This is a genomic window from Pseudomonas inefficax, from assembly GCF_032164165.1.
GTDB classification, from domain to species: domain Bacteria; phylum Pseudomonadota; class Gammaproteobacteria; order Pseudomonadales; family Pseudomonadaceae; genus Aquipseudomonas; species Aquipseudomonas inefficax.
Map to the genome: position 1 here is coordinate 5,391,609 of NZ_CP134401.1, position 24,385 is coordinate 5,415,993.

At 64.2% G+C, this 24,385-nt stretch carries 26 protein-coding genes; 11 read left to right on the forward strand and 15 right to left on the reverse strand.

Translation table 11 applies throughout. From position 1 onward, the window contains the following. Positions 1-144 precede the first annotated feature (144 nt). Genes RIN61_RS24240 through ureG form a run of 8 tightly spaced genes read left to right on the forward strand, consistent with a single transcriptional unit; the run spans position 145 to position 5,707 of the window. Complete coding sequence (locus tag RIN61_RS24240; RefSeq protein ID WP_112253904.1) at positions 145-978, forward strand: urease accessory protein UreD; 834 nt, start codon at positions 145-147, stop codon at positions 976-978. Positions 979-987: 9 nt separating this feature from the next. Further along, positions 988-1,290, forward strand: a complete 303-nt coding sequence (locus RIN61_RS24245; protein WP_003256923.1) for an urease subunit gamma — start codon at positions 988-990, stop codon at positions 1,288-1,290. A 19-nt stretch (positions 1,291-1,309) separates the two neighbouring features. Further along, positions 1,310-1,627: an urease subunit beta gene (locus tag RIN61_RS24250; protein ID WP_015270155.1), complete on the forward strand. Its 318-nt coding sequence runs from the start codon at positions 1,310-1,312 to the stop codon at positions 1,625-1,627. Continuing rightward, complete coding sequence (ureC, locus tag RIN61_RS24255; protein ID WP_112253905.1) at positions 1,624-3,327, forward strand: urease subunit alpha; 1,704 nt, start codon at positions 1,624-1,626, stop codon at positions 3,325-3,327. The genes RIN61_RS24250 and ureC overlap by 4 nt, the downstream gene beginning before the upstream one ends. Before the next feature lie 10 nt (positions 3,328-3,337). Continuing rightward, a complete protein-coding gene (ureE, locus tag RIN61_RS24260; RefSeq protein ID WP_112253906.1) occupies positions 3,338-3,835 on the forward strand; it encodes an urease accessory protein UreE in 498 nt (165 codons plus the stop codon). Between the two features lie 17 nt (positions 3,836-3,852). Next, complete coding sequence (locus tag RIN61_RS24265) at positions 3,853-4,398, forward strand: HupE/UreJ family protein (protein ID WP_112253907.1); 546 nt, start codon at positions 3,853-3,855, stop codon at positions 4,396-4,398. Next, positions 4,398-5,072 (forward strand): urease accessory protein UreF, encoded by a 675-nt coding sequence (locus RIN61_RS24270; protein WP_112253908.1) that lies wholly within the window; start codon positions 4,398-4,400, stop codon positions 5,070-5,072. Before RIN61_RS24265 ends, RIN61_RS24270 begins: the two co-directional genes overlap by 1 nt. 11 nt (positions 5,073-5,083) lie before the next feature. Beyond that, positions 5,084-5,707, forward strand: a complete 624-nt coding sequence (ureG, locus tag RIN61_RS24275) for an urease accessory protein UreG (protein ID WP_207879067.1) — start codon at positions 5,084-5,086, stop codon at positions 5,705-5,707. 145 nt (positions 5,708-5,852) lie between these two features. Here the strand turns inward: ureG and RIN61_RS24280 are convergent, their stop codons facing one another. From RIN61_RS24280 to mcpP, 11 genes are all read right to left on the reverse strand, one after another. Beyond that, entirely contained in the window at positions 5,853-6,581 is a 729-nt protein-coding gene (locus tag RIN61_RS24280) for a DUF899 domain-containing protein (RefSeq protein ID WP_112253910.1), read from the reverse strand. A 93-nt stretch (positions 6,582-6,674) separates the two neighbouring features. Then, positions 6,675-8,876: an LTA synthase family protein gene (locus RIN61_RS24285; protein WP_207879065.1), complete on the reverse strand. Its 2,202-nt coding sequence runs from the start codon at positions 8,874-8,876 to the stop codon at positions 6,675-6,677. Between the two features lie 136 nt (positions 8,877-9,012). Further along, positions 9,013-10,293 (reverse strand): fibril amyloid transporter FapF, encoded by a 1,281-nt coding sequence (locus RIN61_RS24290; RefSeq protein WP_112253912.1) that lies wholly within the window; start codon positions 10,291-10,293, stop codon positions 9,013-9,015. A 39-nt stretch (positions 10,294-10,332) separates the two neighbouring features. After that, the gene (locus tag RIN61_RS24295; protein WP_112253913.1) at positions 10,333-11,085 is read right to left on the reverse strand and encodes a fibril amyloid subunit FapE; all 753 of its coding nucleotides are present in this window, start codon (positions 11,083-11,085) and stop codon (positions 10,333-10,335) included. A 46-nt stretch (positions 11,086-11,131) separates the two neighbouring features. Beyond that, positions 11,132-11,812: a fibril amyloid maturation endopeptidase FapD gene (locus RIN61_RS24300; protein ID WP_112253914.1), complete on the reverse strand. Its 681-nt coding sequence runs from the start codon at positions 11,810-11,812 to the stop codon at positions 11,132-11,134. Between the two features lie 62 nt (positions 11,813-11,874). Then, entirely contained in the window at positions 11,875-13,326 is a 1,452-nt protein-coding gene (locus RIN61_RS24305; RefSeq protein WP_112253915.1) for an amyloid-like fimbrin subunit FapC, read from the reverse strand. A 50-nt stretch (positions 13,327-13,376) separates the two neighbouring features. Further along, positions 13,377-13,955, reverse strand: a complete 579-nt coding sequence (locus RIN61_RS24310) for a fibril amyloid subunit FapB (RefSeq protein ID WP_313854668.1) — start codon at positions 13,953-13,955, stop codon at positions 13,377-13,379. A gap of 1 nt (position 13,956) precedes the next feature. Further along, positions 13,957-14,391 carry a functional amyloid chaperone FapA gene (locus RIN61_RS24315; RefSeq protein ID WP_112253917.1) on the reverse strand — a complete coding sequence of 145 codons (435 nt, stop codon included), beginning with the start codon at positions 14,389-14,391 and terminating at the stop codon, positions 13,957-13,959. A gap of 298 nt (positions 14,392-14,689) precedes the next feature. Then, the gene (locus tag RIN61_RS24320) at positions 14,690-15,259 is read right to left on the reverse strand and encodes an AAA family ATPase (protein WP_112253918.1); all 570 of its coding nucleotides are present in this window, start codon (positions 15,257-15,259) and stop codon (positions 14,690-14,692) included. Then, complete coding sequence (pnuC, locus tag RIN61_RS24325; RefSeq protein ID WP_313854672.1) at positions 15,256-15,822, reverse strand: nicotinamide riboside transporter PnuC; 567 nt, start codon at positions 15,820-15,822, stop codon at positions 15,256-15,258. The genes RIN61_RS24320 and pnuC overlap by 4 nt, the downstream gene beginning before the upstream one ends. Positions 15,823-16,117: 295 nt before the next feature. After that, the gene (mcpP, locus tag RIN61_RS24330; RefSeq protein ID WP_112253920.1) at positions 16,118-17,752 is read right to left on the reverse strand and encodes a methyl-accepting chemotaxis protein McpP; all 1,635 of its coding nucleotides are present in this window, start codon (positions 17,750-17,752) and stop codon (positions 16,118-16,120) included. Between the two features lie 299 nt (positions 17,753-18,051). Between mcpP and RIN61_RS24335 the strand changes: the two genes are divergently transcribed. After that, the gene (locus RIN61_RS24335) at positions 18,052-18,882 is read left to right on the forward strand and encodes an undecaprenyl-diphosphate phosphatase (protein ID WP_003258998.1); all 831 of its coding nucleotides are present in this window, start codon (positions 18,052-18,054) and stop codon (positions 18,880-18,882) included. After that, on the forward strand, positions 18,875-19,288 hold the full coding sequence (locus tag RIN61_RS24340) for a DUF1294 domain-containing protein (RefSeq protein WP_207879063.1): 414 nt from the start codon (positions 18,875-18,877) through the stop codon (positions 19,286-19,288). Before RIN61_RS24335 ends, RIN61_RS24340 begins: the two co-directional genes overlap by 8 nt. 121 nt (positions 19,289-19,409) lie before the next feature. Here RIN61_RS24340 and RIN61_RS24345 read toward each other — a convergent pair whose 3' ends face one another. Both RIN61_RS24345 and RIN61_RS24350 read right to left on the reverse strand, forming a co-directional pair. After that, on the reverse strand, positions 19,410-19,769 hold the full coding sequence (locus RIN61_RS24345; protein WP_112253922.1) for an MmcQ/YjbR family DNA-binding protein: 360 nt from the start codon (positions 19,767-19,769) through the stop codon (positions 19,410-19,412). Next, a complete protein-coding gene (locus tag RIN61_RS24350) occupies positions 19,762-20,664 on the reverse strand; it encodes a LysR substrate-binding domain-containing protein (protein WP_015270172.1) in 903 nt (300 codons plus the stop codon). The genes RIN61_RS24345 and RIN61_RS24350 overlap by 8 nt, the downstream gene beginning before the upstream one ends. A gap of 133 nt (positions 20,665-20,797) precedes the next feature. On the opposite strand from RIN61_RS24350, the gene RIN61_RS24355 reads away from it, so the two are divergent. Further along, positions 20,798-21,409: an FMN-dependent NADH-azoreductase gene (locus RIN61_RS24355; RefSeq protein ID WP_049277030.1), complete on the forward strand. Its 612-nt coding sequence runs from the start codon at positions 20,798-20,800 to the stop codon at positions 21,407-21,409. A 304-nt stretch (positions 21,410-21,713) separates the two neighbouring features. Here RIN61_RS24355 and RIN61_RS24360 read toward each other — a convergent pair whose 3' ends face one another. Together RIN61_RS24360 and RIN61_RS24365 are read right to left on the reverse strand one after the other, a co-directional pair. Continuing rightward, complete coding sequence (locus RIN61_RS24360; RefSeq protein ID WP_112253923.1) at positions 21,714-22,313, reverse strand: helix-turn-helix domain-containing protein; 600 nt, start codon at positions 22,311-22,313, stop codon at positions 21,714-21,716. Between the two features lie 39 nt (positions 22,314-22,352). Next, entirely contained in the window at positions 22,353-24,305 is a 1,953-nt protein-coding gene (locus tag RIN61_RS24365; RefSeq protein WP_112253924.1) for an oxidoreductase, read from the reverse strand. Positions 24,306-24,385 lie beyond the last annotated feature (80 nt).

A 24,385-nucleotide genomic window follows, 5' to 3' on the forward strand; every position in this document is an offset into this window, starting at 1 on the left:
CATCTGCGTTTACCTGCGGAGTTGGCCCGCAACCTGCTATATCCAGCCTGCGAATTTGATCGAGTGGTCAGGCCGCACGCGCCGTAGCCGTGCCTGCCTGACCCTCTAAACGGCCAGCAGGCCACGGATTTCAGGGGCCGCAGGATGTCGCTCGCGGAGCAGATCGAACAACAACACGATGATGCAGGCTGGAGCGCTCACCTGCAGTTGCGCTTCGTCAGGCGCGACGAGGTGACCCGCCTTGGTGCGTGGCGGCATTTCGGACCTCTTTTGGTGCAGCGGCCGTTCTATCCGGAAGGTGCCCCGTGCCATGTCTACGTGCTGCACCCACCCGGCGGCATCGTCGCCGGCGACCGCCTGGAGCTGGACATTCAGCTGGAACCGGGCAGCCACGCGCTGCTGACCATGCCCGGCGCCAGCAAGTTCTACCGCAGCATCGGCCCGACCGCGCGGCTGGCCCAGCGCTTTCATCTGGGCGCCGACAGCACCCTGGAGTGGCTGCCGCAGGACAGCATCTTCTTCTCCGGCGCCCGCGCCAGCCTCGACAGCCGTTTCACCCTCGAACCGGGCGCGCGCCTGCTGGCCTGGGAAACCCTTTGCCTGGGGCGTCCGGTGATGGGCGAACGTTTCGACCACGGTGCCGTCGATAGCTGCCTGCATATCCAGCTGCCCGATGAAGTGGGCCTGCACGAGCGCCTGCGCATCGAAGGCGGGCGCCTGGACAAGCTTGGCGGGCACCCGCTGCTGGCCACCTTCTGCGCGGCACCAGCCGACCAGGCCGTGCTGGAGCGGGTGCGCCCGCTGTTCGACGAGATGGCCAACCCGGCCGGCGCGACCCTGCTCGGGTCGTTGCTGGTGATCCGCGTGCTCGACCATGACAACCAACACCTGCAACGCACCCTGCAACGCCTGTGGCATGTGCTGCGCCCGGCCGTCCTCGGCCTGCCGGCCTGCCCGCCGCGAATCTGGGCCACCTGAGAGAGCGCCATGGAGCTGACCCCGAGAGAGAAAGACAAACTGCTGCTGTTCACCGCCGCGCTGCTGGCGGAGCGGCGCCTGGCCCGCGGCCTGAAGCTCAACTACCCGGAAGCGGTGGCGCTGATCAGTGCCGCCGTCCTCGAAGGCGCCCGTGATGGCCGCACCGTCGCCGAACTGATGAGCCTGGGGCGCGAAGTACTGAGCCGCGAGCAGGTAATGCCTGGCATTGCCGAAATGCTCCACGACGTGCAGGTCGAAGCGACCTTCCCGGATGGCACCAAGCTGGTGACCGTGCATGACCCCATCGTCTGACATTGCCCAGGAGCCCCGCATGATCCCAGGTGAAATCCAGGTCGCCGCTGGCGACATCGAGCTGAACAGCGGCCGCGCGACGGTCAGCGTCAGCGTGGCCAACCATGGCGACCGGCCAGTGCAGGTCGGCTCGCACTACCACTTCTACGAAGTCAACGAGGCGCTGGTGTTCGAGCGCGCTCCGACCCTGGGCTTTCGTTTGGACATCCCTGCTGGTACAGCCGTGCGTTTCGAGCCCGGCCAGGCGCGTACCGTGCAACTGGTGGCTTACGCCGGCAAACGTGAGGTTTATGGCTTCCAGGGCAAGGTGATGGGCGCGCTGGAGGGCAGGGCATGAGCCGCATTTCCCGCCAGGCCTATGCTGACATGTTCGGCCCCACCGTGGGCGACCGCGTACGCCTGGCCGACACCGCGCTGTGGGTCGAGGTGGAGCACGACTTCACCATCTATGGCGAAGAGGTCAAGTTCGGTGGCGGCAAGGTCATCCGCGATGGCATGGGGCAGGGCCAGATGCTGGCCGCCGAAGCCATGGACCTGGTACTGACCAATGCTCTGATCATCGACCACTGGGGCATCGTCAAGGCCGATATCGGCATCAAGCATGGGCGTATCGCGGTGATCGGCAAGGCGGGCAACCCCGATGTGCAGCCGGGCGTGAACGTGCCGGTGGGCCCCGGCACCGAGGTAATCGCCGCCGAGGGCAAGATCGTCACCGCCGGCGGCGTCGACTCGCACATCCATTTCATCTGCCCGCAGCAGGTGGACGAGGCGCTGAACAGTGGTGTCACAACGTTCATCGGCGGCGGCACCGGGCCAGCCACCGGCACCAACGCCACTACCTGCACGCCCGGCCCCTGGTACCTGGCGCGCATGCTCCAGGCCGCCGACAGCCTGCCGATCAACATCGGCTTGCTGGGCAAGGGCAACGCCTCGCGGCCGGAAGCACTGCGCGAGCAGATCGCGGCCGGCGCCGTGGGCCTCAAGCTGCACGAAGACTGGGGTTCGACTCCAGCAGCCATCGACTGCTGCCTGGGCGTGGCCGAGGAAATGGACATCCAGGTGGCGATCCACACCGACACCCTCAACGAGTCCGGCTGCATCGAAGACACCCTGGCGGCCATTGGCGACCGTACCATCCACACCTTCCACACCGAGGGTGCCGGTGGTGGTCACGCCCCGGACATCATTCGCGCGGCGGGGCAGGCCAACGTGTTGCCATCCTCGACCAACCCGACCTTGCCGTACACGATCAACACCGTGGACGAGCACCTGGACATGCTCATGGTCTGCCACCACCTGGACCCGAGCATCGCCGAAGACGTGGCCTTTGCCGAGTCGCGCATCCGTCGCGAAACCATTGCCGCCGAGGACATCCTCCACGACATGGGCGCCTTTGCCATGACCTCGTCTGACTCGCAGGCCATGGGCCGGGTTGGCGAGGTGGTACTGCGCACTTGGCAGGTGGCCCACCAGATGAAGTTGCGCCGTGGGCCACTGGCGCCGGACACCAGCTACAGCGACAACTTCCGGGTCAAGCGCTACATCGCCAAGTACACCATCAACCCGGCACTGACCCACGGCATCGGCCACGAAGTGGGCTCGGTGGAAGTCGGCAAGCTGGCCGACCTGGTGCTGTGGGCCCCGGCGTTCTTTGCGGTCAAGCCGGCCCTGGTGATCAAGGGCGGGATGATCGTCACCGCGCCCATGGGTGATATCAATGGTTCCATCCCCACACCGCAACCGGTGCATTACCGCCCGATGTTCGGTGCCTTGGGCGCGGCACGGCATGCCACGCGCATGACCTTCCTGCCCCAGGCGGCGATGGACCGCGGCCTGGCCGAGGAGCTGAACCTGCGCAGCCTGATCGGCGTGGCCCACGGCTGCCGCCGGGTGCGCAAGCCCGACATGGTCCACAACACCCTGCAGCCGCTGATCGAGGTCGATGCACAGACCTACCAGGTGCGTGCCGATGGTGAACTGCTGGTCTGCGAGCCGGCCCGCGAACTGCCGCTGGCCCAGCGTTACTTCCTGTTCTGAAGGAGCCCCGATGATTGTCTTGACCCGCCGTATCACCGAGCCCGGCAAGCTGAGCGAAACCGGCACCGTTACCCTGGACGTGGACAGCCGCATCAAGAGCCGCCTGCGGGTGACCCTGGATGATGGCCGCGAGGCAGGGCTGATGCTCGAACGCGGCCACCTGCTGCGCGGAGGGGAACTGCTGGCCGATGCCGAGGGCACCCAGCTGATCCGTGTGCTGGCGGCGCCGGAGGCAGTGTCCACGGTGCGCTGCGCCGACCCGCACCTGCTGGCCCGTGCGGCCTATCACCTGGGCAACCGCCATGTGCCGCTGCAGATCGAGCCCGGCCTGTTGCGCTTCCAGCACGACCACGTGCTGGACGACATGTTGCGTGGCCTGGGCCTGACGGTAGACGCCGAACTGGCGCCGTTCGAGCCTGAAGCGGGTGCCTACCAAAGCGCGCCGCACAGCCATAGCCATGCCCACGGGCACGATCACCCGTTCGTGCGCCTGCCTGCCCATTCCTGAACTGCCTGGAGCAACCGATGAAAAAGACTTTCGCCCTGTTTCTGCTGATGCTGGCTCTGCCTGCCTTCGCCCACCCCGGCCACGACGCCAACCCGCTGCAGGACGGCCTGTTGCACCCGCTGACCGGCCTTGATCACCTGCTGATGCTGTTGGGCACCGGTGTGCTCGCCGCGTTGACCCGGCGTAGCCTGACACTACCCTTGGCAACCCTGGCGGCGATGTTCGGCGGTGCGGTGTGCGGCCACCTGTTCGGCGATGTACTGGGCATGGAAACCCTGATCGCCGTGTCGCTGCTGGTGGCTGCTGGTGCAGTGCTGCTGCCCAGCCGCCAGCTGCTGCTGGCCATGGCCATGCCGGTGTTCGCCCTGTTCCATGGCTGGGCCCATGGCGTGGAAGCCACGCCAAGTGCGTTCTGGCAGTTCAGCGCCGGCTTCGTCACGGTCAGCGGCCTGTTGCTGGCGGTCGGCTTTGCGGTTGGTTGCCTGTTGCGCAGGCACAGCGGCCTGCAGAAGGCCTTTGGCGGTGGCCTGCTGGCCGGAGCCGCGCTGGTTCTGGCCGGTTGATGGCCAGCGACCTGGCGCTGTTGCGCCTGCTGCAACTGGCCAGCCCTGGCTTGCCGGTGGGCGGCTTTACCTACTCGCAAGGCCTGGAGTGGGCGGTCGAGGCGGGCTGGGTACGGGATGTGGATGGTTTCGCTGCCTGGCAGCGGGAGCAGATCGACGACACCCTGGCCTGCCTCGACTGGCCGGTGCTGGCGCGCCTGTACCACGCCTGCCAGGCCGAGGACGCCGAGGCCTTCGGCCATTGGAGCCGCTTTCTGCTGGCCAACCGCGAAACCGCCGAGCTGCGTCTGGAAGAACAGCAGCGCGGTGCGGCGCTGGCACGGCTGCTGGACGGCTGGCAACTGGGCCAGGCGCCGGCCTGGCGGGCCAGCCTCGAACTCTCCCAGCTGGGCGGTATGGCCTGGCTGGCTGCGCACTGGAACATCCCGTTGCGCCAGTTGGCCCTGGGCCATGGTTTTGCCTGGCTGGAGGGCGCGGTAATGGCCGGGGTCAAGCTGGTGCCGTTCGGCCAGCAGGCTGCCCAGACCTTGCTGCATGACCTGGGGGCAGGGCTGCCCGCGGCCCTCGACCAGGCACTGGGCCTGGGCGACGACCAGCTAGGCGGCGGCCTGCCGTTGCTGGCCATTGCCTCATCGCGTCACGAAACCCAATACACCCGTTTGTTCCGTTCCTGAGGACTGCCTGCATGCAAAGCTATCAACAACCCCTGCGCGTCGGTGTCGGCGGCCCGGTCGGCTCCGGCAAGACGGCGCTGCTCGAAGCCTTGTGCAAGGCCATGCGCGACCACTACCAGATCGCCGTGGTCACCAACGATATCTACACCAAGGAAGACCAGCGCATCCTCACCGAAGCCGGGGCCCTTGAGCCGGAGCGCATCGTCGGCGTGGAAACCGGCGGCTGTCCGCACACGGCGATACGTGAAGACGCCTCGATGAACCTGGCGGCGGTCGAAGCACTGGCGCGCAAGTTTGGCAACCTCGAGGTGATCTTCGTCGAAAGCGGCGGTGACAACCTGAGTGCCACCTTCAGCCCGGAGCTGGCCGACCTGACCATCTACGTGATCGATGTGGCCGAAGGCGAGAAGATCCCGCGCAAGGGTGGGCCGGGGATTACCAAGTCGGATTTCCTGGTGATCAACAAGACCGACCTGGCGCCCTATGTGGGGGCTTCGCTGGACGTGATGGAGCGCGATACCCAGCGCATGCGCCCGCAGCGGCCATGGACCTTCAGTAACCTGAAGAAGGGTGAGGGGCTGCAGGCGGTGATCGACTTCATCGTCGAGCGCGGGATGCTGGGTGTGCGCGGGTGATGTAACTAGTTGAACGCAGTCTGCACCATGGCGCAATTCCTGTGGGAGCGGGTTTACCCGCGAACACCGGCGCAGCCGGTGCCATCCACCGCGTTGGCTTCTTCGCGGCTAAAGCCGCTCCCACAGGGATAAATGTTGCCTCACGTTATGTATGGCAGCAGTGGGGTTTGTCTGGCTGCCCTTCATAGCGATCATGGTGCCGCACCCAGTCCATGGTCCCACCTTCGTTGCGCCCCAGTGGCGCAATGTCGAGGAAGTTGTAGGTGTTGACCAGGATATCCAGCCCGCGAGCATAGGTTGAGTAGGTATGGTAAACGCTGCCATCCGGCTCGCGGTAGAACGCACTCAGCCCGGGAAGCTCGCTTTCATCGCCCTCATATGGCTCATAGTTGTACTGCCGCTGGCCCTCGCTGCCGACGCTGACGCCAAAGTCCTCGTTGAACCCGCTGCCATTCGACGAATACCAAGGGAACTGCCAGCCCATGCGCTGGCGGAACGCCTGGAACTCGGCATACGGCGCCCGCGACACCGCTACCAGCGACACGTCATGATGCGCCAGGTGCAGGTTGGCGCCGTCGAAATGGTCGGCCAGGAACGAGCAGCCGTGGCAACCTTCGCTCCAGCCCTCGGCGAACATGAAGTGGTAAACCAGCAATTGGCTGCGGCCAGCGAACAGGTCGGCCAGGCTCAGTTCGCCGTGCGGCCCCTGGAAGCGATAGTCGTGTTCCACCTTGACCCAGGGCAGGGCGCGACGGGCTGCGGCCAGCGCGTCGCGGTGGTGGGTAAAGGCTTTTTCGTGCAGCCACAGCTGGCGGCGGGCCGCCAGCCACTGGCTGCGGGAAACCACCGGGTGCCTGCTTTCGCTCGTGCTCATGGTGCTGTCTCCACATTGGGGGATTCACACACTAGTCGAGCACGGGCGGGTTGAATCGACAGGCCGCGGCGGCCGGGCGATGAGTGGTACTGCTCAGCCCGAATGGGCGATATGCCCATCGGCCAGTTCATCCGCTGCTTCATCTTCCCCAGGCAGCGCGGTGATCACGCTGAAGTCGCTGACCTCCACCTGGCCACCGCCATGCCCAAGCAAATGGAAGGAAAACGCCTTGCGCGCGGTCGGGTTGTCGAAGCTGAACTCCATCTCCAGCGGCTCGTCGGCGGTGACTTTCACTTCGTCAGGCAAGCCCAGCGGTACGTCCTGCTCCAGCTGCTTGGCCTTGAGCTGGATATAGGCTGCGCGCTTGGGGTCCAGCGAGCGTACCTTGACCCGTACGCGGGTATGCGAACCCTCGGGCATCTCCAGATACTGGGCGCCGATCAGGTTGTCGGCCCAGTCATCTTTGATGCGCTTGCGCAGCTGGATCGGCGACGGGCCGCCGAACTGGTAGCGCAGGTTGAGCGGTGTTTGCAGCAGGGACTGGTCGAGCACCCCGGCGAGGGCGCCGATCTGCTGGCCGAGCAGGTTGTCGCCCGGGCCCAGGTAACGCGCCTGGTCGGCGATGAAGCCCACGCTGGCGTAACGCCGACAACGCTGCTGGAAGTCGCATTCGGTGAACACCCCCTGGCCATCGTGATAACGCAGCATGCCGTTGGTGTAGGAGATCATTTCGCGACCGCTATCGTAGTCGCGGTAAAGCGAGCGACCGCCGAGCGCCACGGGGATGGGCAGGGCAAAGTAGTCGAGCAGGGAGGTGGCCAGGTCGATATGGCCGTAGGTACCGTGCTTGATCCGTGGCAACTGCGCCTGCTCCGGCGCCAGGGTGAGGTTGAAGCCCCAGGAAGAGGCCAGGCGCACACCGTCGATGCCGTGGGACTCGTCGGAAGTCACCACCACCAGGGTGTCCTTGAGTACGCCCTGACGCTCGAGGTTGTCGAGGAATGCACCGAGTGCGTCGTCCAGGTAGGCGACTGCCGCCTGTTTCGGCGTGTCGTAGCGTTCCAGGTACTCGGCCGGCGCCGAGTACGGCTGGTGGGTGCCTACGGTGAGCAGGGTCAGCATCCAGGGCTTGTCCTGCTTTTGCAACTGGCCGACGTAGTCCAGCGCACCCTCGAAGAAGGCGCGGTCATCCTTGCCCCAGGGGAAGTCCAGGTAGTTCTTGTTGCGGAACCATTCCAGGCCGTGCACCGCATCAAAGCCGATGTGCGGCATGATGCGGTCCTTGGCCATGAAGCGCAGGCCGGCGCCCTGCAGGAAGTGGGTGGTGAAGCCGGCCTGGCGCAACTGCGCCGGCAGGCAGGCCTGGTTGCGTTCGTTCTGGGTCAGCAGCTCCACGCCCTTGGGCGTACCGTTGGCCAGCTTGTCGTAGTCACCGCACAGCATCGCGTACAGGCCACGGATGGTCTGATGGGTATGCAGCACGTAGTCCGGGGTGTTCATGCCGCGCTCGGCCCACTGGCTGAGCTTGGGCATCAGTTCTTCGTCGAAGCGGCTCTGCAGGGCCTGGCGGTTGGGCCGCAAATAGGCCCCAGGGATGCCTTCCACGGTGATGACCAGCAGGTTGCGGGCATTGCCTGGCCCGGCGAGCAGGCGCTGGCCATGCAGGTCGGACTGGGTCAGGCCAGTGCTGGCCAGCGGGGTGAAGGTTTTTGTCTGGCCCATCCAGCCTTCGACCTGGCGCTGCAGGTTGCCGGCCCCGGCCGACAGCAACTGGTGGGTGAGGTTGTATTGCCGCCATTGGTCGGCGTCGGAAGGTACCAGTTGCTGGCTGCCCCAATGGACGCCAAACAGCAGCAACGGAATGGCCCAGGCCTTGCGTGGCAGCGGCTGGTCGGGTTGTGTGCGGCTGCGCCAGGCGATGGCCAGCCAGGTCAGCAGGCCGGCGCCCATGGTCCACGGCAGCCAGGCATGGGCCAGGCCGCCACCGGTCGAATTCTCCATGAACTGCGGGTCGAGCAGGTACGTCAGGTCGGCGCTGGTGGGCAAACGGCCCACCGCGCTCACCAGTTCGGCCGAAGCCACCCAGAGGGCCGCCCAGGCCAGCAATACGGGGAGCGCCAGCCACCATGGCCGACGGTGCAGCAGCAAGACCAGCAAGCTGCCGAGTGCAAGGTCGGACAGGTAACCGAGCGGGTTGGACCAACCCAGCATGGCGCGCGTACCCAGTGGGATCACCAGTACCAGGGCCGCCAGGGCGACAAGCCGGGTACGTGGGTGGTCTGACAGGTTCTTCACGAAAACATCCCTTTTGCCATTAAATCGTCATGCAACTGTGCTTGATGATAACAGGCCGCGACATGGAAGGCGGTCCGGGACAAGGTTGGTAACCATGAGCCGGGCCCTTTCGCGCAGGCCCGGCCGATGGCAAGTATCAGAAGTAGTAGGGGAATTTCAGGCTGAAGGAAAAGTCCGGCGCGTCATCGGTCAGACCAATGGCCAGGTTGGGCACGATGGTCAGGTTGTCGGTGGCGGCGAAGGTCATGCCGATGTTGAAGTTGGCTGCGTTGTAGTCGCTGTTGGAGATCGACTGCCAGTCGCCGCCATCCGGTTTTATCTTGCTCTTGCGGGCGAACTGGTCGGACACCGAGAACGACATGCTCATCTTCTCGTTCAGGGCAAAGGCGATACCGCCACCGATCTGCCAGGAGTCGCCCAGCTTCACGTCGCCCGGCACCTTGCTGTTGACCTGTGGGCTGATGTCGCTGAACGAGTCTTGCATGTTGTAGGTGTAGGACAGGCTGCCGAACAGCACGGCCGGGTCGAACGTCTTGACCAGCGAGATGCCCGGTGTGATCGACCAGACGCCATTGCCGGTCGGCAGGCTTTCCGGTACCGACAGGTTGTCGTTGCCCTCGACCTGGCGCAGTTTGATGCCATAGGGGTCTTTGCCGGTCGGCGCCTTGATGCGCAAGGTAGCGACGGCGTCAGGCCAGGTCTCGTCTTCGTCGAGGAACTTGTAGGCGACACCGACGTTGACGTCGCCGATTTCCGGGTCGCGGGTCACGGTTTCGTCCGAGGTGCTCGCCCCGGCGCCCCCTGCACCGCCGGAAGAGTAGGTGGATTCGCGGTACACCACCGGGACGTTGATGTCGAATTGCCAACGCTGGGCGAGGTTGTAGCGGGCGGTCATGTCCAGGGTCCAGTTATCTGCCTTCACCCGGTCAAGGTTGATACTGCCGAGGAAGATCGAGTCCAGTGCCAGGAAGCCGTTGAGCACCAGCGCCCGGGTATCGTAGTGGGTATAGGTGACACCGGTCTCGAAGCTGAACTTGCCGCCGCCGAAGAAGCCGCTGGCCTCGTCATACAGGTTGGAAACGCTTTGCGCAGGCTCCGCGTCGTCGGTCAGCGCCTGGCCATAGGAGCTGCCAGTGGTGCCCGGTGCGCCCGATGCCACCGTCTGTGCGCCTTTGACCCCTTCGGCCGGGGACCTGACCAGGCGTTTGGGCGGCGCTGCTGCCGGGGTTTCCTCGACCTGGCGTACGCGCTGCTCCAGCACCATCAGCGCCTGTTGCTGTGCCTCGTAACGCTGCTTGAGCTCGAGCAGTTCCTGCTTCAGCGCTTCGACCTGCGGGTCGGCAGCTGCGAAAAGGGAAGTGGCCGGAGCCAGGGTGGTCAAACAGACAATGGCGCTGAGCGTGAATGATCGGTGCATGGATTTGCCGTCCCTTTCGACTGCCTTAGAACTTGGAGATCAATAGCCGAATGTGCGCAGGCCCTTCAGCTGGTCGAGGCTGCCGTTCAACGAAGCGGCTGTCGGCACGCTCTCGCGCATGACCACATTCAGGGATGTGACGTTGTTGACATGGTTGCCATTGCCAAGCAGCGTCGAGTTCTGCATCAGCCCGCCCTGGGCCAGGCGCTGTACGCTGCTGCCCTGGTTGTTGCTGGCATTGATGTTCAGCTGCACGCCCGCACCGGTGGACGACACGCTGAGCGAGCCGGCACCGTTTTTGCCGACCAGGGTCTGGCCCGCAGCCAGTGCCTGGCCTTGCGGTTGCGTGGCTGGGGCCTGGTTGGCCTTGGTCACCTTGATGTCGACATTGTTGTAGGCGGTGTTGTTGTCACCGGCCGCGCGTACGACCTGGGTCACCCCTTCGGTGCTGTTGAGCCCGCTGCCCCCGGTGACCGTACCGTTGCCGGCAGGCGCGGCGCCGCTGGTGGTCGAACCGCTGCCTTTCTCGTCGATCATCGATACATGAAACTGCGGCTTGATGGTCGACTGCTGGATCTGCAGGGTGGAGGTCGCACCGATCACTTCACCGTTGGCGTTCTGCCAGGTGCTGGTCATGACGATGCCGAAACTGACGATGCGCCCCGGCAGCACATAGCGCCCGCGCAAGTTCGCCAATTCCTGGTCCTTCAGTTCGATGGGCTTGAACGTTTCGGCGTGGGCCGGCAGGCTGGCTGCCAGGCAAACCACTGCGAGCCATGGTGCAGTCTTCATAGGGGTGCTCCCCGGAGCCTCGTGCTCCTTGTCGTTGCAAGAGTCGTTAGAAGAAGTCGCTTTTGATGAAACCGAAGTCCAGCAGCTCTGCATCCTGCACCGGGGTGAAGTCGTTCACCCGGCCCTTTGCGGTCAGGGGCAGGGGCGGGTCGAGCAGGACGTTGTTCTTGTCGTAGCCTTGGCCGATCACGGCGAAGATGATGCCGTTCCAGCCCCTGAGAAAGTCGTCGACCTTGTAGCGCTTGTGGCCCAGTACCGGGTCACCGATATACACCCAGCCCTTGTCCACCTTCTGCATGACCACGAAGTGCTTGTAGCCACGCACGTCCATCAGCACCACGACCGGGATACGTACGCTGTGCAGGGTCTCGGCTGCCACCCGGTAGCCGCGGGCACGCATCCCCAGGCTTTCCACGTAGCGTTTCATGTCCAGCATCGAGAAGCCTTGCGTGCGCACCAGGTCCTGGTCGGCGTGGGCCAGCATGCCTTCGATGATTTGTTGCTCGTCCACGTCCAGCCAGTAGGCCTGGCGCAGGATGGTGGCCAGCGCGGCGGCGCCGCAGCTGAAGTCGGTCTTCTGTTGCACCAGGTCGGCGAACTTGCGCTCGCGCAGGCTCTGGATGGGCTTGAACACCACGGCGCCGCCCGGCAGGACGGACAGCGGCATTTGTGCGGCTTCGCTCACGCTGGCCAGGCACAGCAAAAACGCCAGAGCAATGATGCGCATGATCGGATGCCTTCCGGTTCTGTTGAAGAAAGGCCCCCCGAAGGGGGCCTCAAGCACAGCGATCAGAACGAGGTGTTGGAGATGGCCAGCGAGTTGCTCTGCTGGTTGCCCACACCGGCTGCCACGTTCACGCCCAGGTTGCCGCTGCCACCGTTCACCGAACCGCTAAGGGTTGCAGTGTTGGTAACAGGGTTGGCCCAGCCGGTCGGGGTCAGCACTTGGAAGGACACGGTATTGCTCAAGTCGTAAGCACTGCTTTCGCTGTAGCTCTTCGACACGTCGTTCGACGATTGAGACGATTTCTCGCCAGACTTTTCAAACGCCGATTCCGATGCGTTGGCATAGGACGACTCGTGAGCCTTCTCATACGAGGAGTCGCGAGACTTTTCGTAGCTCGATTGGCGGGCCTTGTCGTACGACGAGTCGAACGCCTTCTCGAACGACGCGTCGTGCGAGCTTTCCTGCGAGCGGTCGACATCCACGTTGAGCGAGGCATTGAGCGAGGCATCGAAGCTGTTGGTGCGAGTACGCTCGCGACGGCCGTCATCGGTGGTCACGGTACGCGTCGCATCGGCAGCAGCGGCCAGGGTGGCGTTCAGGCTGGAACTGCTGGACGAACTGGCGTTGCTGGCCATCGAACCACTGGCATTCCAGCTATTGGAGCCGCTGGCAGTGGAACTGCGCGAACCACTGGCGTTCATGCTGCTCGAACCACTGGAGGCCCAGCCACTGGAGCCGCTGGAACTCGCACTTTGCGAGCCGGCCACGCTGAAGCTCGAGGACGAGCTGCGGTCGTCAGTCGAGTTGAACGTGCCCTCACGCGAACTGGAACCGCTCTTGGTGGTGGTGATGGTCAGCGTATCCACCCGGTAGGTGCGGTCGGCGCCGTTGTTCACCGTCAGGCCTGGACCGTTCTGGTCGGCAGAGGCGGTGGCAGTGGCATTGCCCAGTGGGGCACCGGTGTTGGCGATGGCCATGGTGTTTTTCTGCTGGTTCAGGTCGCCGCCAGCAATGTTGACGCCGACGTTACCCTCCGCACCATCGGCCGAGCCGGTCATGACCGCCGAGTTCTGGGTGGACCAGTTGTCGACACGGTTGTTGTTGCTGAACTGGCGAACGTCAGCGGTGGCTTCGGCGGTTCCGAACACGAAGCTGTTGTCCAGGCTGGATTCGGACGAGGCGTTGGCGATGGCCGCAGCGTTGTCCTGCTGGTTGCCGTTACCGGCCGCCACGTTGACACCTACGTTGCCGCTGGCACCCGCGGCCGAGCTGCTCATCTCGGCTTCGTTGATGGTGCCCTGGTTGGTGATGGTGTTGCCGGTACTGCGCTGGCTGTCTATGGCATTGGCAGTGGCAAACACAGGGATCCTGGTGGGAGGAGGCGTGTGCTGCCCGTTGTTATGGTGACCATTGTGGTGCCCGCCACGCCGGTCGTTCTGATCAGCTTGTACAGCAACAGCCATGACCGCAGCAATTGCGAAAACCAGAGGCTTTATTGCCATCGAGGGTTTCATGGTGATTCTCCGTACGCTATTGGGTTAAGTGTCGTTCTTGACTGGAAGGGTCAATCCGCGACCCGGATGCTCAGGGTGTTGGCCATGCGGTTTCCCACCCCGGCACTCTGGTTCAACTGAATCACTCCACGGCTACCGGTGAAGGCCTGGTCACTGGTGGTGACCTGGCGATGGCCAGTTGAAGTGTCAATCGGACCGGAGTTGTTGAGCAGCGCCACGTTCTGCTGCATGAGGACGCTGTCGTCGATGCTTTGCGGATGGGCACCGATACTGATGCTCAGTGCGTTCGCTTGCTGGGTGTTGGCGCCGGCGCTCTGGTTGATCCCCAGGGCGCCGCTACCGTTGCTGAAGGCGTCGCCCTGTATGGTCGAGCGTGCGTCCATTGCGGGGCCTGCGGGGGTGTTCAGCCGTTGCCGGATCTGCGTGTTGGCGCTAGCTGCTGGCCCTACAGCGAAGGCGCGCGCGTTGGCCTGTTGCTGCTGGTCACCGGCCGCCTGGTTGACCGACAGGTTGCCCTGGTAACGGCTGCCCGAGCCGTCGATGTCGGCGTTGTTGATCACGGGAACCGGGGATTGCGCGAAGGCCGAGGTACTGCACAGCGTGGCCAGGATCAGCAGCGTGTGCTTCATCTCACTTGCCTCCGGTCAGGATCTGCAGCGGCGCCAGGCCGCGCTGCACACTCGAATTGACCATGTTCGATATGCCGTTGCCCGAGCCCGTACCGCGGCCACCGGCCAGGTTGGGCAGTTGGGACGGGTTGCCGAGGTTGCCGCCCAGGTTGTTGGTCTGCTGGGTGATCAGGGTGCCGATACCCGCACCGCTGCTGATGTTGGCAAAGTCTCCATCACTCAGTTCGCTGGTTTGCTTGAGGATGTGGGCGGAAGGGTTGGCATTGACGGTGGTGGGGTTGGGGTCGGGTCGTAACGGCGGGACTACGGCGTTGCGTGTCTGCACATCACGGGTTATCACGATGATGCCGTTGTCGGCCTGGGCCGACAGGCTCAACGAGCCCAGCACACAGCCCATCAGCAACAGGTGATAAAGGCGTTTGTCAGTTTTCCTCACGACGGCAACTCCTTCAATGAGCGCTGGCCCTGTTCAGCGATGCGAACGAGGGAGCAGAAGGTGTGCCGCTTTTGAGAAGCGTTTGCAGATCAAACGCTTAAGGTGAGCCCCACGGCAAGCTGCGGCGTATTCTGTCTCAGGGTTGAAACAGGTAGTCGCCAGCGGTGCAGGCAAAGCCAGTGCTGGCCTTGATTGGAAGGGTTTTTGCAGGGTTGTTTCAACTGCTTGACACTACCTTCGACGCCGCGGAAGGCTCCATGTTTTCGGGGGCTTCGCCGCACGGGGGTGTGTCAGTGGATTAACACTCGGTTGGGCAGGATGGCGCATCGCTACCAATGAGCCTAGCCACTGTTTGCAGTGCCAGCAACTGGCGTTGTGGCCAATTGCCCTCAATTATTTTGTACGCCTGGCCATGCCGTTGCAGCCAGTGCAGGCTGTCGTCGAAAAAGCGCTGGCGATCACGCAGTTCGGGCTGGCTGCGCTGGCCATCGGCAACCCAATCCACGCCCTGCGGGCTTAGCAACAGGTGCAGATGGTAATGCCGCGCCAGCAGCGCCTGCTCCACCCAGGCCGGGCAGTCGCCGAACAGGGCGTGGCTCCAGAGCATGTTGCTGAGCAGGTGGGTGTCGAGAATCAGCAGCGGCGGTGCCTGTTCGCGGGCGTGGTCTTCCCAGGCCAGCTGGCCGCGAGCGATGGCGGGGATATCGGCATAGCAGGTGTCGCGGCATTCCTGGTCGATGAAGTGGCGCACGTATTCGGCCACCACCACGCCGCCGAAATGGGCCTGGATAACACCGCTGAGCCAGCTCTTGCCACTGGACTCCGGGCCGCACAACACCAGCACTTTCATGGCCTGTGCCGCGCTCATGGCTGCACCAACGCCGGGGCACGGCGCCATTCCAGCCAGCCGCGCACGGCAATCAGCGTGAGCACGGCGAAGAAGCCTGCGGTGAAGTACAACTGCTGATCCAGGTACTGGCCCACGTAGACGATATCCACCACCACCCATAGCGGCCAGCACTGCAGGCGCTTCTGCGCCATCCACAATTGTGCCACCAGGCTGAAGCCGGTCAGGGTGGCGTCCAGCCAAGGCAGGGCGGCGTCGGTCCAGGTGGCCATGGCCGCGCCCAGGGCGGCGCTCAGCAGCACCCCACCGGCCAGGCCGACGAGCAATGCAGGGGGCTGCAGGCGGGTGACCTGGCGGGCGTCTTCTGCATGGCCCGGGCGCTTCCATTGCCACCATCCGTAGACCTGCAGGATGGCATAGGCCAGTTGCAGCAGCATGCCGGAGTACAGCTTCACCTCGTAGAACAGCCAGCCATAGATCAGCACCATGACCAGGCCGATTGGCCAGCACCAGGCGTTCTGCTTGACCGTGAGCCAGACAGCGGTGACGCCGAGGACGGCGGCGATGAGTTCAAGGCCGGACATCGGCGATCCTTGGAGACTACGGGGGAGGGGCGCGATTGTAGCTGGTCGGCCTAGGAAGGTGTAGCGCGTTGGGCCTTTGGGGCTGCTCCCACAGGACTGCACATGGCTGTGAGTCAGCAGGGATCCTGTGGGAGCGGCTTTAGCCGCGAACACCGGCGCAGCCGGTGCCAAGCACCGCGCTGGGTTCTTCGCGGCTAAAGCCGCTCCCACAGGGTACGCGCATTGCCTGCAATTTCAATTATCTACGCGACAGCGCAGTCCAAAGGGCTTGGCCATCTCCCACAGGAGCTTGGTCTTATACCCGGAACTGCCGCAACAGTTGCTCCAGCTCTTCGCTCAACTGCCCCAACGCCATCCCGGCATCGCTGGACTGGCGCGCCGCATCGGCGGTCTGCTGCGACAACCCGGCAGTATCCAGCACGTTGCGGTTGATCTCTTCGACCACATGCGACTGCTGCAAGGTGGCGCTGGCGATGGAGGCATTCAACGCCGTGAGGTTGTTCAGCGCCTGGTTGATGGCATCCAGGCTGGCACCGGCCTCGCGGGCTTGTTCGACCGTCTGGCGCGAGGCTTCGCTGCTGGTATCGATGGCTTTGACCGCAGCGTCCGACTGGCTTTGCAGGTGCTCGATCATGGTATGGATTTCGGCCGTCGACTGCGCCGTGCGTTGGGCCAGCAGGCGCACCTCGTCGGCGACCACAGCAAAGCCACGGCCTTGCTCGCCGGCCCGCGCCGCCTCGATGGCTGCGTTCAAGGCCAACAGGTTGGTCTGTTCGGCGATGGAGCGGATCACGTCCAGCACACCACCGATGCGCGTGCTGTGCCCGGCCAGGTCGCGGATCACCTGTACGGCCTGGTCGATGGTCAGCGAGAGCCGGTCGATCTGCGCCAGGCTGCCGTGAATGGCCTCCTGGCCGTGTGCCACCTGCTGTTGCGCGGTGCGCATTTCACCGGCGGCCTGTTCGGCGGTCTTGGCCACGTCCTGCACGGCGTAGGTCACTTCGTTGACTGCGGTGGCAACCTGGTCCATCTGCAGCGACTGCTGGGCGCTGTGTTGTTGCGCGGCGCCGGCATTGTCGCCGACATGCCCGGCGGACCGGGCCAGGGCATGGGCCGCCCCTTGCAACTGGCCGATCACGCCTTGCAGCTTGCCGTTGAAGCGGTTGAAGTGCTCGCCCAGATGGGTGATTTCGTCACGGCCGTGAGTGTCCAGGCGCCGGGTCAGGTCGCTTTCACCGCTGGCGATGTTGCCCATGGCCTGCACCGCTTCCTGCAACGGGCGGGCGATGCTGCGGGCAATCAGCATGACCACCAGCGCCATCAGCAGGGCGATGGCCACGCCCACCAGCGAGGCATCGCGCAACTGGCGGGTGAACTCGGCCTGCACATCGTCGACGTAGACGCCCGAGCCGATGATCCAGCCCCAGGGCTTGAACAGCTGGATGTAGGAAGTCTTGGCCACCGGCTCGCTGGCACCAGGCTTGGGCCAGCGGTAGTTGACCGGCCCGGCATCCTGCTGCCGCGCCAGGGCAACCATCTCGTTGAACACGGCAAAGCCGTCGGGGTCGCGGATGGCCGACAGGTCCTGGCCGTCGAGCTTGGGGTTGGCCGGATGCATGATCATCTTCGGCCCCAGATCATTGATCCAGAAGTAGTCGTCGTGGTCGTAGCGCAACGCGCGTACCACTTGCAGCGCCTGCTGCTGGGCCGCCTCGCGGTTGAGCGTGCCGGCTGCCTCCAGGCCTTGGTAATAGGCCAGCACACCGGCTGCGGTCTGGACCACGTGGCGGGTCTTTTCAGCTTTGGCCTGGTACAGGTCCCCGTGGATCTGACGCAGCATCAGCAGGCCCAATACCACCAGCATTGCCACTGCCACCAAAAGGATCAGCCACAAACGGCGGCTGATAGACATCGATCTCAGGGTTTTCATACCACAGCTCCCGCATTGTTCTTTTTATATAGGCGCATCCAAGCATGCTTTGCACCAGCCCCCCACTCGACCAATGGCTAAGTGCTATACATCCGATAGTCTGCAGCAGGTTGTACAAGGCGATTGCAAAGGCGCTCTGACAGGATTTCGGCCGCGCAAGATGAAACCTTTAGGCGGCGTGAACTTTTCTACTGGCATTGCGCCCAACAGTCGCTGTAAAACAGCCGGGCCGCGCGCGGCAATTTCAAGCAAATCAAGAACAAGGGGCCTGCCACGAGCAGCGCTCCATCGGGGGAACGATGGATTTTTGGACTGCCTTTCAGGCAATCATCTTGGGCGTGGTCGAAGGGCTGACGGAATTTCTGCCGATCTCCAGTACCGGCCACCAGATCATCGTCGCCGACCTGATCGGGTTTGGTGGCGAACGGGCCATGGCTTTCAACATCATCATTCAGCTGGCGGCGATCCTGGCGGTGGTGTGGGAGTTTCGTGGCAAGATCTTCGACGTGGTGTTCGGCCTGACCAGCCAGCCCACGGCGCGACGGTTCACCGGTAACCTGCTGTTGGCGTTCCTGCCGGCAGTGGTGCTGGGCGTGCTGTTCGCCGACCTGATTCACGAGTACCTGTTCAACCCGATCACCGTGGCGGCTGCCCTGGTGGTGGGCGGGGTGATCATGCTCTGGGCCGAGCGCCGCGAGCACCGTGTGGAGGTGGACCACGTGGACGACATGCGCTGGAGCCACGCACTGAAGATCGGCTTCATCCAGTGCCTGGCGATGATCCCGGGCACTTCGCGCTCCGGCTCGACCATTATCGGCGGCCTGCTGTTTGGTCTGTCGCGCAAGGCGGCGACCGAGTTCTCGTTCTTTCTGGCGATGCCGACCATGGTCGGTGCGGCGGTGTATTCAGGCTACAAGTACCGCGACTTGTTCCAGCCCGGCGATCTGCCGGTATTTGCCATTGGCTTCGTCACTTCGTTCATCTTTGCCATGATCGCCGTGCGCGGCTTGCTCAAGTTCATTGCCAACCACAGCTACGCGGCGTTCGCCTGGTATCGCATTGCCTTTGGCCTGCTGATCCTGGCGACCTGGCAGTTCGGCTGGGTTGACTGGGCGACGGCACATGGCTGAGGCAGCGCCGGGGCAAAGGAAGGAGGGCGTACGCAACGTGCGCCTGAAGCTGCTGCTGTTGGGCCTGCTGTGCCTGCTGCCGGGCCTGGGCGCGGCGCGCATGGCCTGGGTCGACCAGGCCTGGTGGCCGCTGGCGCTGTACCCGGCAATGAGCCTGATCAGCCTGTTGCTGTATTGGCAGGATAAACAGCAGGCGCGTACCCAGGCCTGGCGCACGCCCGAGAAGGTGCTGCATGCCAGTGAGCTGCTGGGCGGCTGGCCGGGGGCACTGCTGGCGCAGCAGCTGTATCGGCACAAGACGCGCAAGGTGTCGTACCAGCTGGTGTTCTGGGGGATTGTGCTGGTGCACCAGGTGTTTTGGGCGGACTGGCTGTTTCTTGGGGGGCGGTATCTGCCCTTCAATTGATGTTTGATTGTGCCGGCCTCTTCGCGGGTAAACCCGCTCCCACACGTACAGCACAAGTCTTGAGACCAGTGGAGAACCCTGTGGGAGCGGGTTTACCCGCGAAAGGGCCGGCACAGCGAATTCACAATACCAACCCCACCTGCAACCGCTTCGGCAACCGCCGCACCACCAGCTGGTGCGAGCGCTGCAACAGATCACACAGCTCCTCACACCCCATGGGGTAGGGCGACGCCATGCTGATCCACCGCGCCCGTGCCAGGTACGGCGCAGGCCGCACCCCCGGGCGATCGCAGTAGCCGAGAAACAGTTCGTCGGCCACCTTGAACGACAACCCCGCACCCGCCAGGTTGAGCACCGCGAACATCTTGTTGCCTGCTACCGAGAACACACGGATGCCACCCCATTTGTAGTCTTCCCGCGCACCCGGCAGGCTCAGGCAGAACGCTGCCACCTGGGCTTCGCTCATGTTTCGCTCAGACATACTTTTCTCCACAGGCCTCGAACGACGCCGCCAGGTGGTCGATCCACACCCGTACCGCAGGGAGCAAGCCGCGCCGATGCGGGTACACCGCCTGCAGGTAGCCGCCCGGCAGCGACCAGTCCGGCAGCAGGCGCACCAGTTCGCCTCGCTCCAGTTCCTCTTCACAGAACATGCTGGGCAGCGCAGTAAACCCAAGGCCTGCCCGTACAGCAGCATTACGTACTACGAAATCATCGATGGCGAGGCGTGGCTCCAGGGCAATTTCCTGTTGTTTGCCATGGGGGCCGAACAGGCGGAAGTGTACCAGCCGGTCCGCCTCGGCAGCGCCCAGCACCGGCAATGACGCCAGTTGGCCCGGTTCGCGAATGTGGTCGGCGAAACCGGGCGCTGCAACCAGTTGCATCTGCGCCTGGCGCAGGCGGCGAGTGACCAGGGCCGGGTCTTCATCGCCCAGGTCCCGTACACGCAAGGCCACGTCGATCCCTTCGGAAATCAGGTCGACCCGGCGGTTGAGCAACACCATGTCCAGTTGCACCAGCGGGTACTGCGCGAGAAAGCGGCTGATCACATCCGGCAGGAAGGCGTGGGCCAGTGCCACCGGGCAGGACACCCGCAAGCGCCCGCGCGGCTCGCTGCTCATGCTGGCCACGGCTTCGTCGGCGGCTTCGGCCTCCAGCAGCATGGCTTGGCAGTGGTGCAGGTAGCGCTCGCCCACCGCGGTGAGCTTCAGTTGCCGTGTAGTGCGTTGCAGCAGGCGCGTGCCCAGGCGTTCTTCAAGCTCGGCGATGCGCCGCGACAGGCGCGACTTGGGGATGCCCAGCTGGCGGCCGGCTGCGGCGAAACCGCCGGCTTCGACCACGCGGGCGAAGTAGAAAAGGTCGTTGAGGTCTTGCATGGGAATGTCTCACTGTTCCATGTGTAGGACAAACTAACGCATTTTTGCCGCCTTATCAGCCATTGTTGATGTGGGTAGGATTCTCTCCATCGTGATCGCCCAACGTCGCGGTCTTCATTCACAGGAGAGTCCCATGAAACTGTTGCATATCGATTCGAGCATCCTGGGCGACAATTCCGCCTCCCGCCAACTGAGCCGCGAAGTGGTCGAAGCGTGGAAAGCCGCCGATCCGAGCGTGGAAGTGGTGTACCGCGACCTGGCCGCTGACGCCATCGCCCACTTCTCTGCGGCTACCCTGGTAGCGGCTGGCACCCCGGAAGATATGCGCGACGCAGCCCAGGCCTTTGAAGCCAAGCTGAGCGCGGAAACCCTGGAAGAGTTCCTGGCCGCCGATGCCGTGGTGATTGGTGCGCCGATGTACAATTTCACCGTGCCGACCCAGCTCAAGGCCTGGATTGACCGCGTTGCCGTCGCCGGCAAGACCTTCCGCTACACCGAAGCTGGCCCGGAAGGCCTGTGCGGTAACAAGAAGGTAGTGCTGGTGTCCACCGCTGGTGGCCTGCACGCTGGCCAGCCGACTGGCGCCGGGCATGAGGACTTCCTCAAGGTATTCCTGGGCTTCATCGGTGTTACCGACCTGGAAATCGTCCGCGCCCATGGCCTGGCCTATGGCCCTGAGCACCGCAGCCAGGCGATCGATGCTGCCCAGGCGCAGATTGCCAACGAGCTGTTCGCTGCGGCCTGATCCTGCTGTCTTGCACAAGCGTCAAAGGCTTGCGCGAACTCTGTGGGAGCGGCCTTGTGTCGCGAAAGGGCCGCAAAGCGGCCCCAGAGATCTCTGTGTAAACGCTGACATCCTGGGGCCGCTACGCGGCCCTTTCGCGACACAAGGCCGCTCCCACAATCAACCTCAGGCTACCGGGATAGCCGGGTAGCCGACGCGGCGGGCCGATTCATCGATGTGGAAGGATCTGCTTCATGGTTGTGCTCCTCGAAAGTTCGGTTAACAAGGTAGACCCTGTTGCCGGATATTGGGGAGCGAGCTTGCTTCAGAATGTTGGCGGCGTGATCACCCAGATCACCACGGCATCCACCTCGCCGGGGTTGCCGTAGCGGTGCGGTTCCTGGCTCGAGAAGCTGAAACTGTCCCCTTCGCCCAGCTGGAAATGCCGCTCGCTCACCCACAGCTCGAAGCTGCCACTCAGGATGTAGCCGGCCTCTTCACCGTCATGGCTGTAGCTCTGCTGGCTGTAGCTACCCGGAGGGAAGCGTGAATGCAGGATCTCCAGCTGGCGGTTGGGCTGGGGCGTGAGCAGTTGATCGACGATGCCGTCTTCGTAATGCACGCTCAGGCGGCTGTTGCGCCGGACCACATAGCCCTGGTCCTCGGGCGCAGTGATGGCTTCGCTGGCGAAGAACCACTGGATGGTCACCCCCAGGCTGCGGGCGATGTTGAACAGCGCCGGAATCGACGGGTAGGAGAGGTTGCGCTCCAGCTGGCTGATGTAGCCGGCGGTCAGTTCACTGTGCGTGGCCAGCTCCGCCAGGGTCATGCCACGGCGCTTGCGCAGGCCGCGAATGCGGCTGCCGAGAAACTGCGGCGCGGCGCCCCCGGCTTCGCTGGCGGGGGGCTGGGGGAGTTGGCTCATGCACGTCGGTCCATCGTAAAAGCCGCAGTATGTACAGCCTCAGAGCGCCCAGGCAACCGTCAGGCCATCATGAATCGCTTCTTCGGCGGTACGCGGCGCCAGGCAGTCGCCAATGCGGCGCACCTCGACCAGGCCGGCCAGCTCCGTGGCCAGGCGGTCTTCTGGTTGATGGCCCAGGCACAGCACCAGTGTGTCGATGCCTTCGAAGATCATCGGCTCGCCGCTGGCAGTGTGCTGCAGGTATACCGTGTTGTCGTCGCTGCCATACAAGCGGGCATACGGCGTGATGGGAATACCCAGACGATGCAGCTCGCCGGCCAGTTGATCGCGCACGTACAGCGGCAGGTTTTCGCCGCAATGGGTGCCATTGACCGCCAGCTGCACCTGGTGGCCTTCGCGTACCAGGCGTTCGGCGATGCCGGGGCCGATCCAGTCGCAGCGCCAGTCGATCACCAGCACCGAACGCCCTGGCTTTGCCTCGTTGCGTAGTATCTGCCAGGCATCCACTACCTGTAGCTCACCGGTGCGCTCGAAGGCCGGCCAGTAGGGGGTTGCACCGGTGGCGGCGATCACCAGGTCGGGGCGTTCTCGCTCGACCAGTGCGCGATCGACCCGGGTATTGCGTACCACTTCAACACCCGCCAGGGCCATTTCCCGTTGCAGGTTGGTGCTGGCGCCACCGAACTCGCTGCGCCGTGGCAGCAACTGTGCCAGCAGCACCTGGCCGCCGAGCTGCGGGCCTGCCTCGTACAGTGTTACCTGGTGCCCGCGCGCAGCGGCCACGGCGGCGGCTTTCATGCCAGCGGGCCCGCCACCGGCCACGAGAATGCGCTTGGGGTGGGCGGTGGGGGTCAGTTGCCCGTATTGCAATTCGCGGCCGGTCTCCGGCCGCTGGATGCAGGAAATGGGCAGACCGCGATGGAAATGGCCGATGCAGGCCTGGTTGCAGGCGATACAGGCACGTACGTCCTCGACCTGGCCATGCTCGGTCTTGTTCGGCATCAGCGGGTCGCAGATCAGCGCGCGGGTCATGCCGCAGACATCGGCCTGGCCACGAGCCAGGATCAGTTCGGCTTCCTGAGGCTGGTTGATACGGCCGGTGACGAACAGCGGAATGCCCAGGTGTTGCTTGAAGGAGCCGGCCTCCCGGGCCAGGTAGGCCGGTTGAATGGCCATCGGCGGCACGATATGCACGGCGCCGCCCAGGGATGCCGACGTGCCGGCAACGATGTGCAGGTAGTCGAGCTGGCCCTGCAAGGCAACCGCTGCCGCCAGCGATTCGTCCTCGCTCAGCCCCTGGCTGTCGCGCTCGTCGGCACTGATGCGCAGGCCGACGATGAACTGCTCGTCGGTGGCCGCGCGTACGGCGGCCAGCACTTCGCGCAGGAACCGCAGGCGCTGCTCCAGCTCACCGTTGTAGCCATCCGTACGCTGGTTTACCCGCGGGTTGAGGAATTGCGCAGGCAGGTAGCCATGGCTGGCGACCACTTCAACACCGTCCAGCCCGGCCTGGTGCAGGCGGCGGGCAGCGCTGGCATAGCCCTGGACGATCTCGTCGATCATTGCCTGGTCCAGCGCACGCGGCATCACCCGGAAGCGTTCATTGGGCACCGCGGACGCCGAGTAGGCCACCGCCAGCAAACCGTCCGCCGTCTCCATGATCTCTCGCCCGGGGTGGAACAGCTGCGAAAGCACCACGGTGCCATGCTCATGGCAGGCCTCGGCAAGCTGGCGGTAGCCGTCGATGCAGGCGTCGTCGGTGGCCATCAGCACATGCGAGGTGTAGCGGGCGCTGTCATGCACCCCGGCCACCTGCAGCACGATCAGGCCGACGCCACCGGCGGCGCGAGCGCGCTGGTAGGCGATGAGCTTGTCGTTGACCAGATTGTCGGTAGGCAGGCAGGTGTCGTGGCCGGTGGACATGATGCGGTTCTTCAAGCGTTTGCCGCGGATCTGCAAGGCTTCGAACAGATGAGGGAAGGCGGTCTGCATACAGGCGGCTCCGGTACGGTGTTGTTCTTGTTTTTGTATGAAAGTGTAGCGTCAGTAAAAAATCAACTTGTTTTTTTACT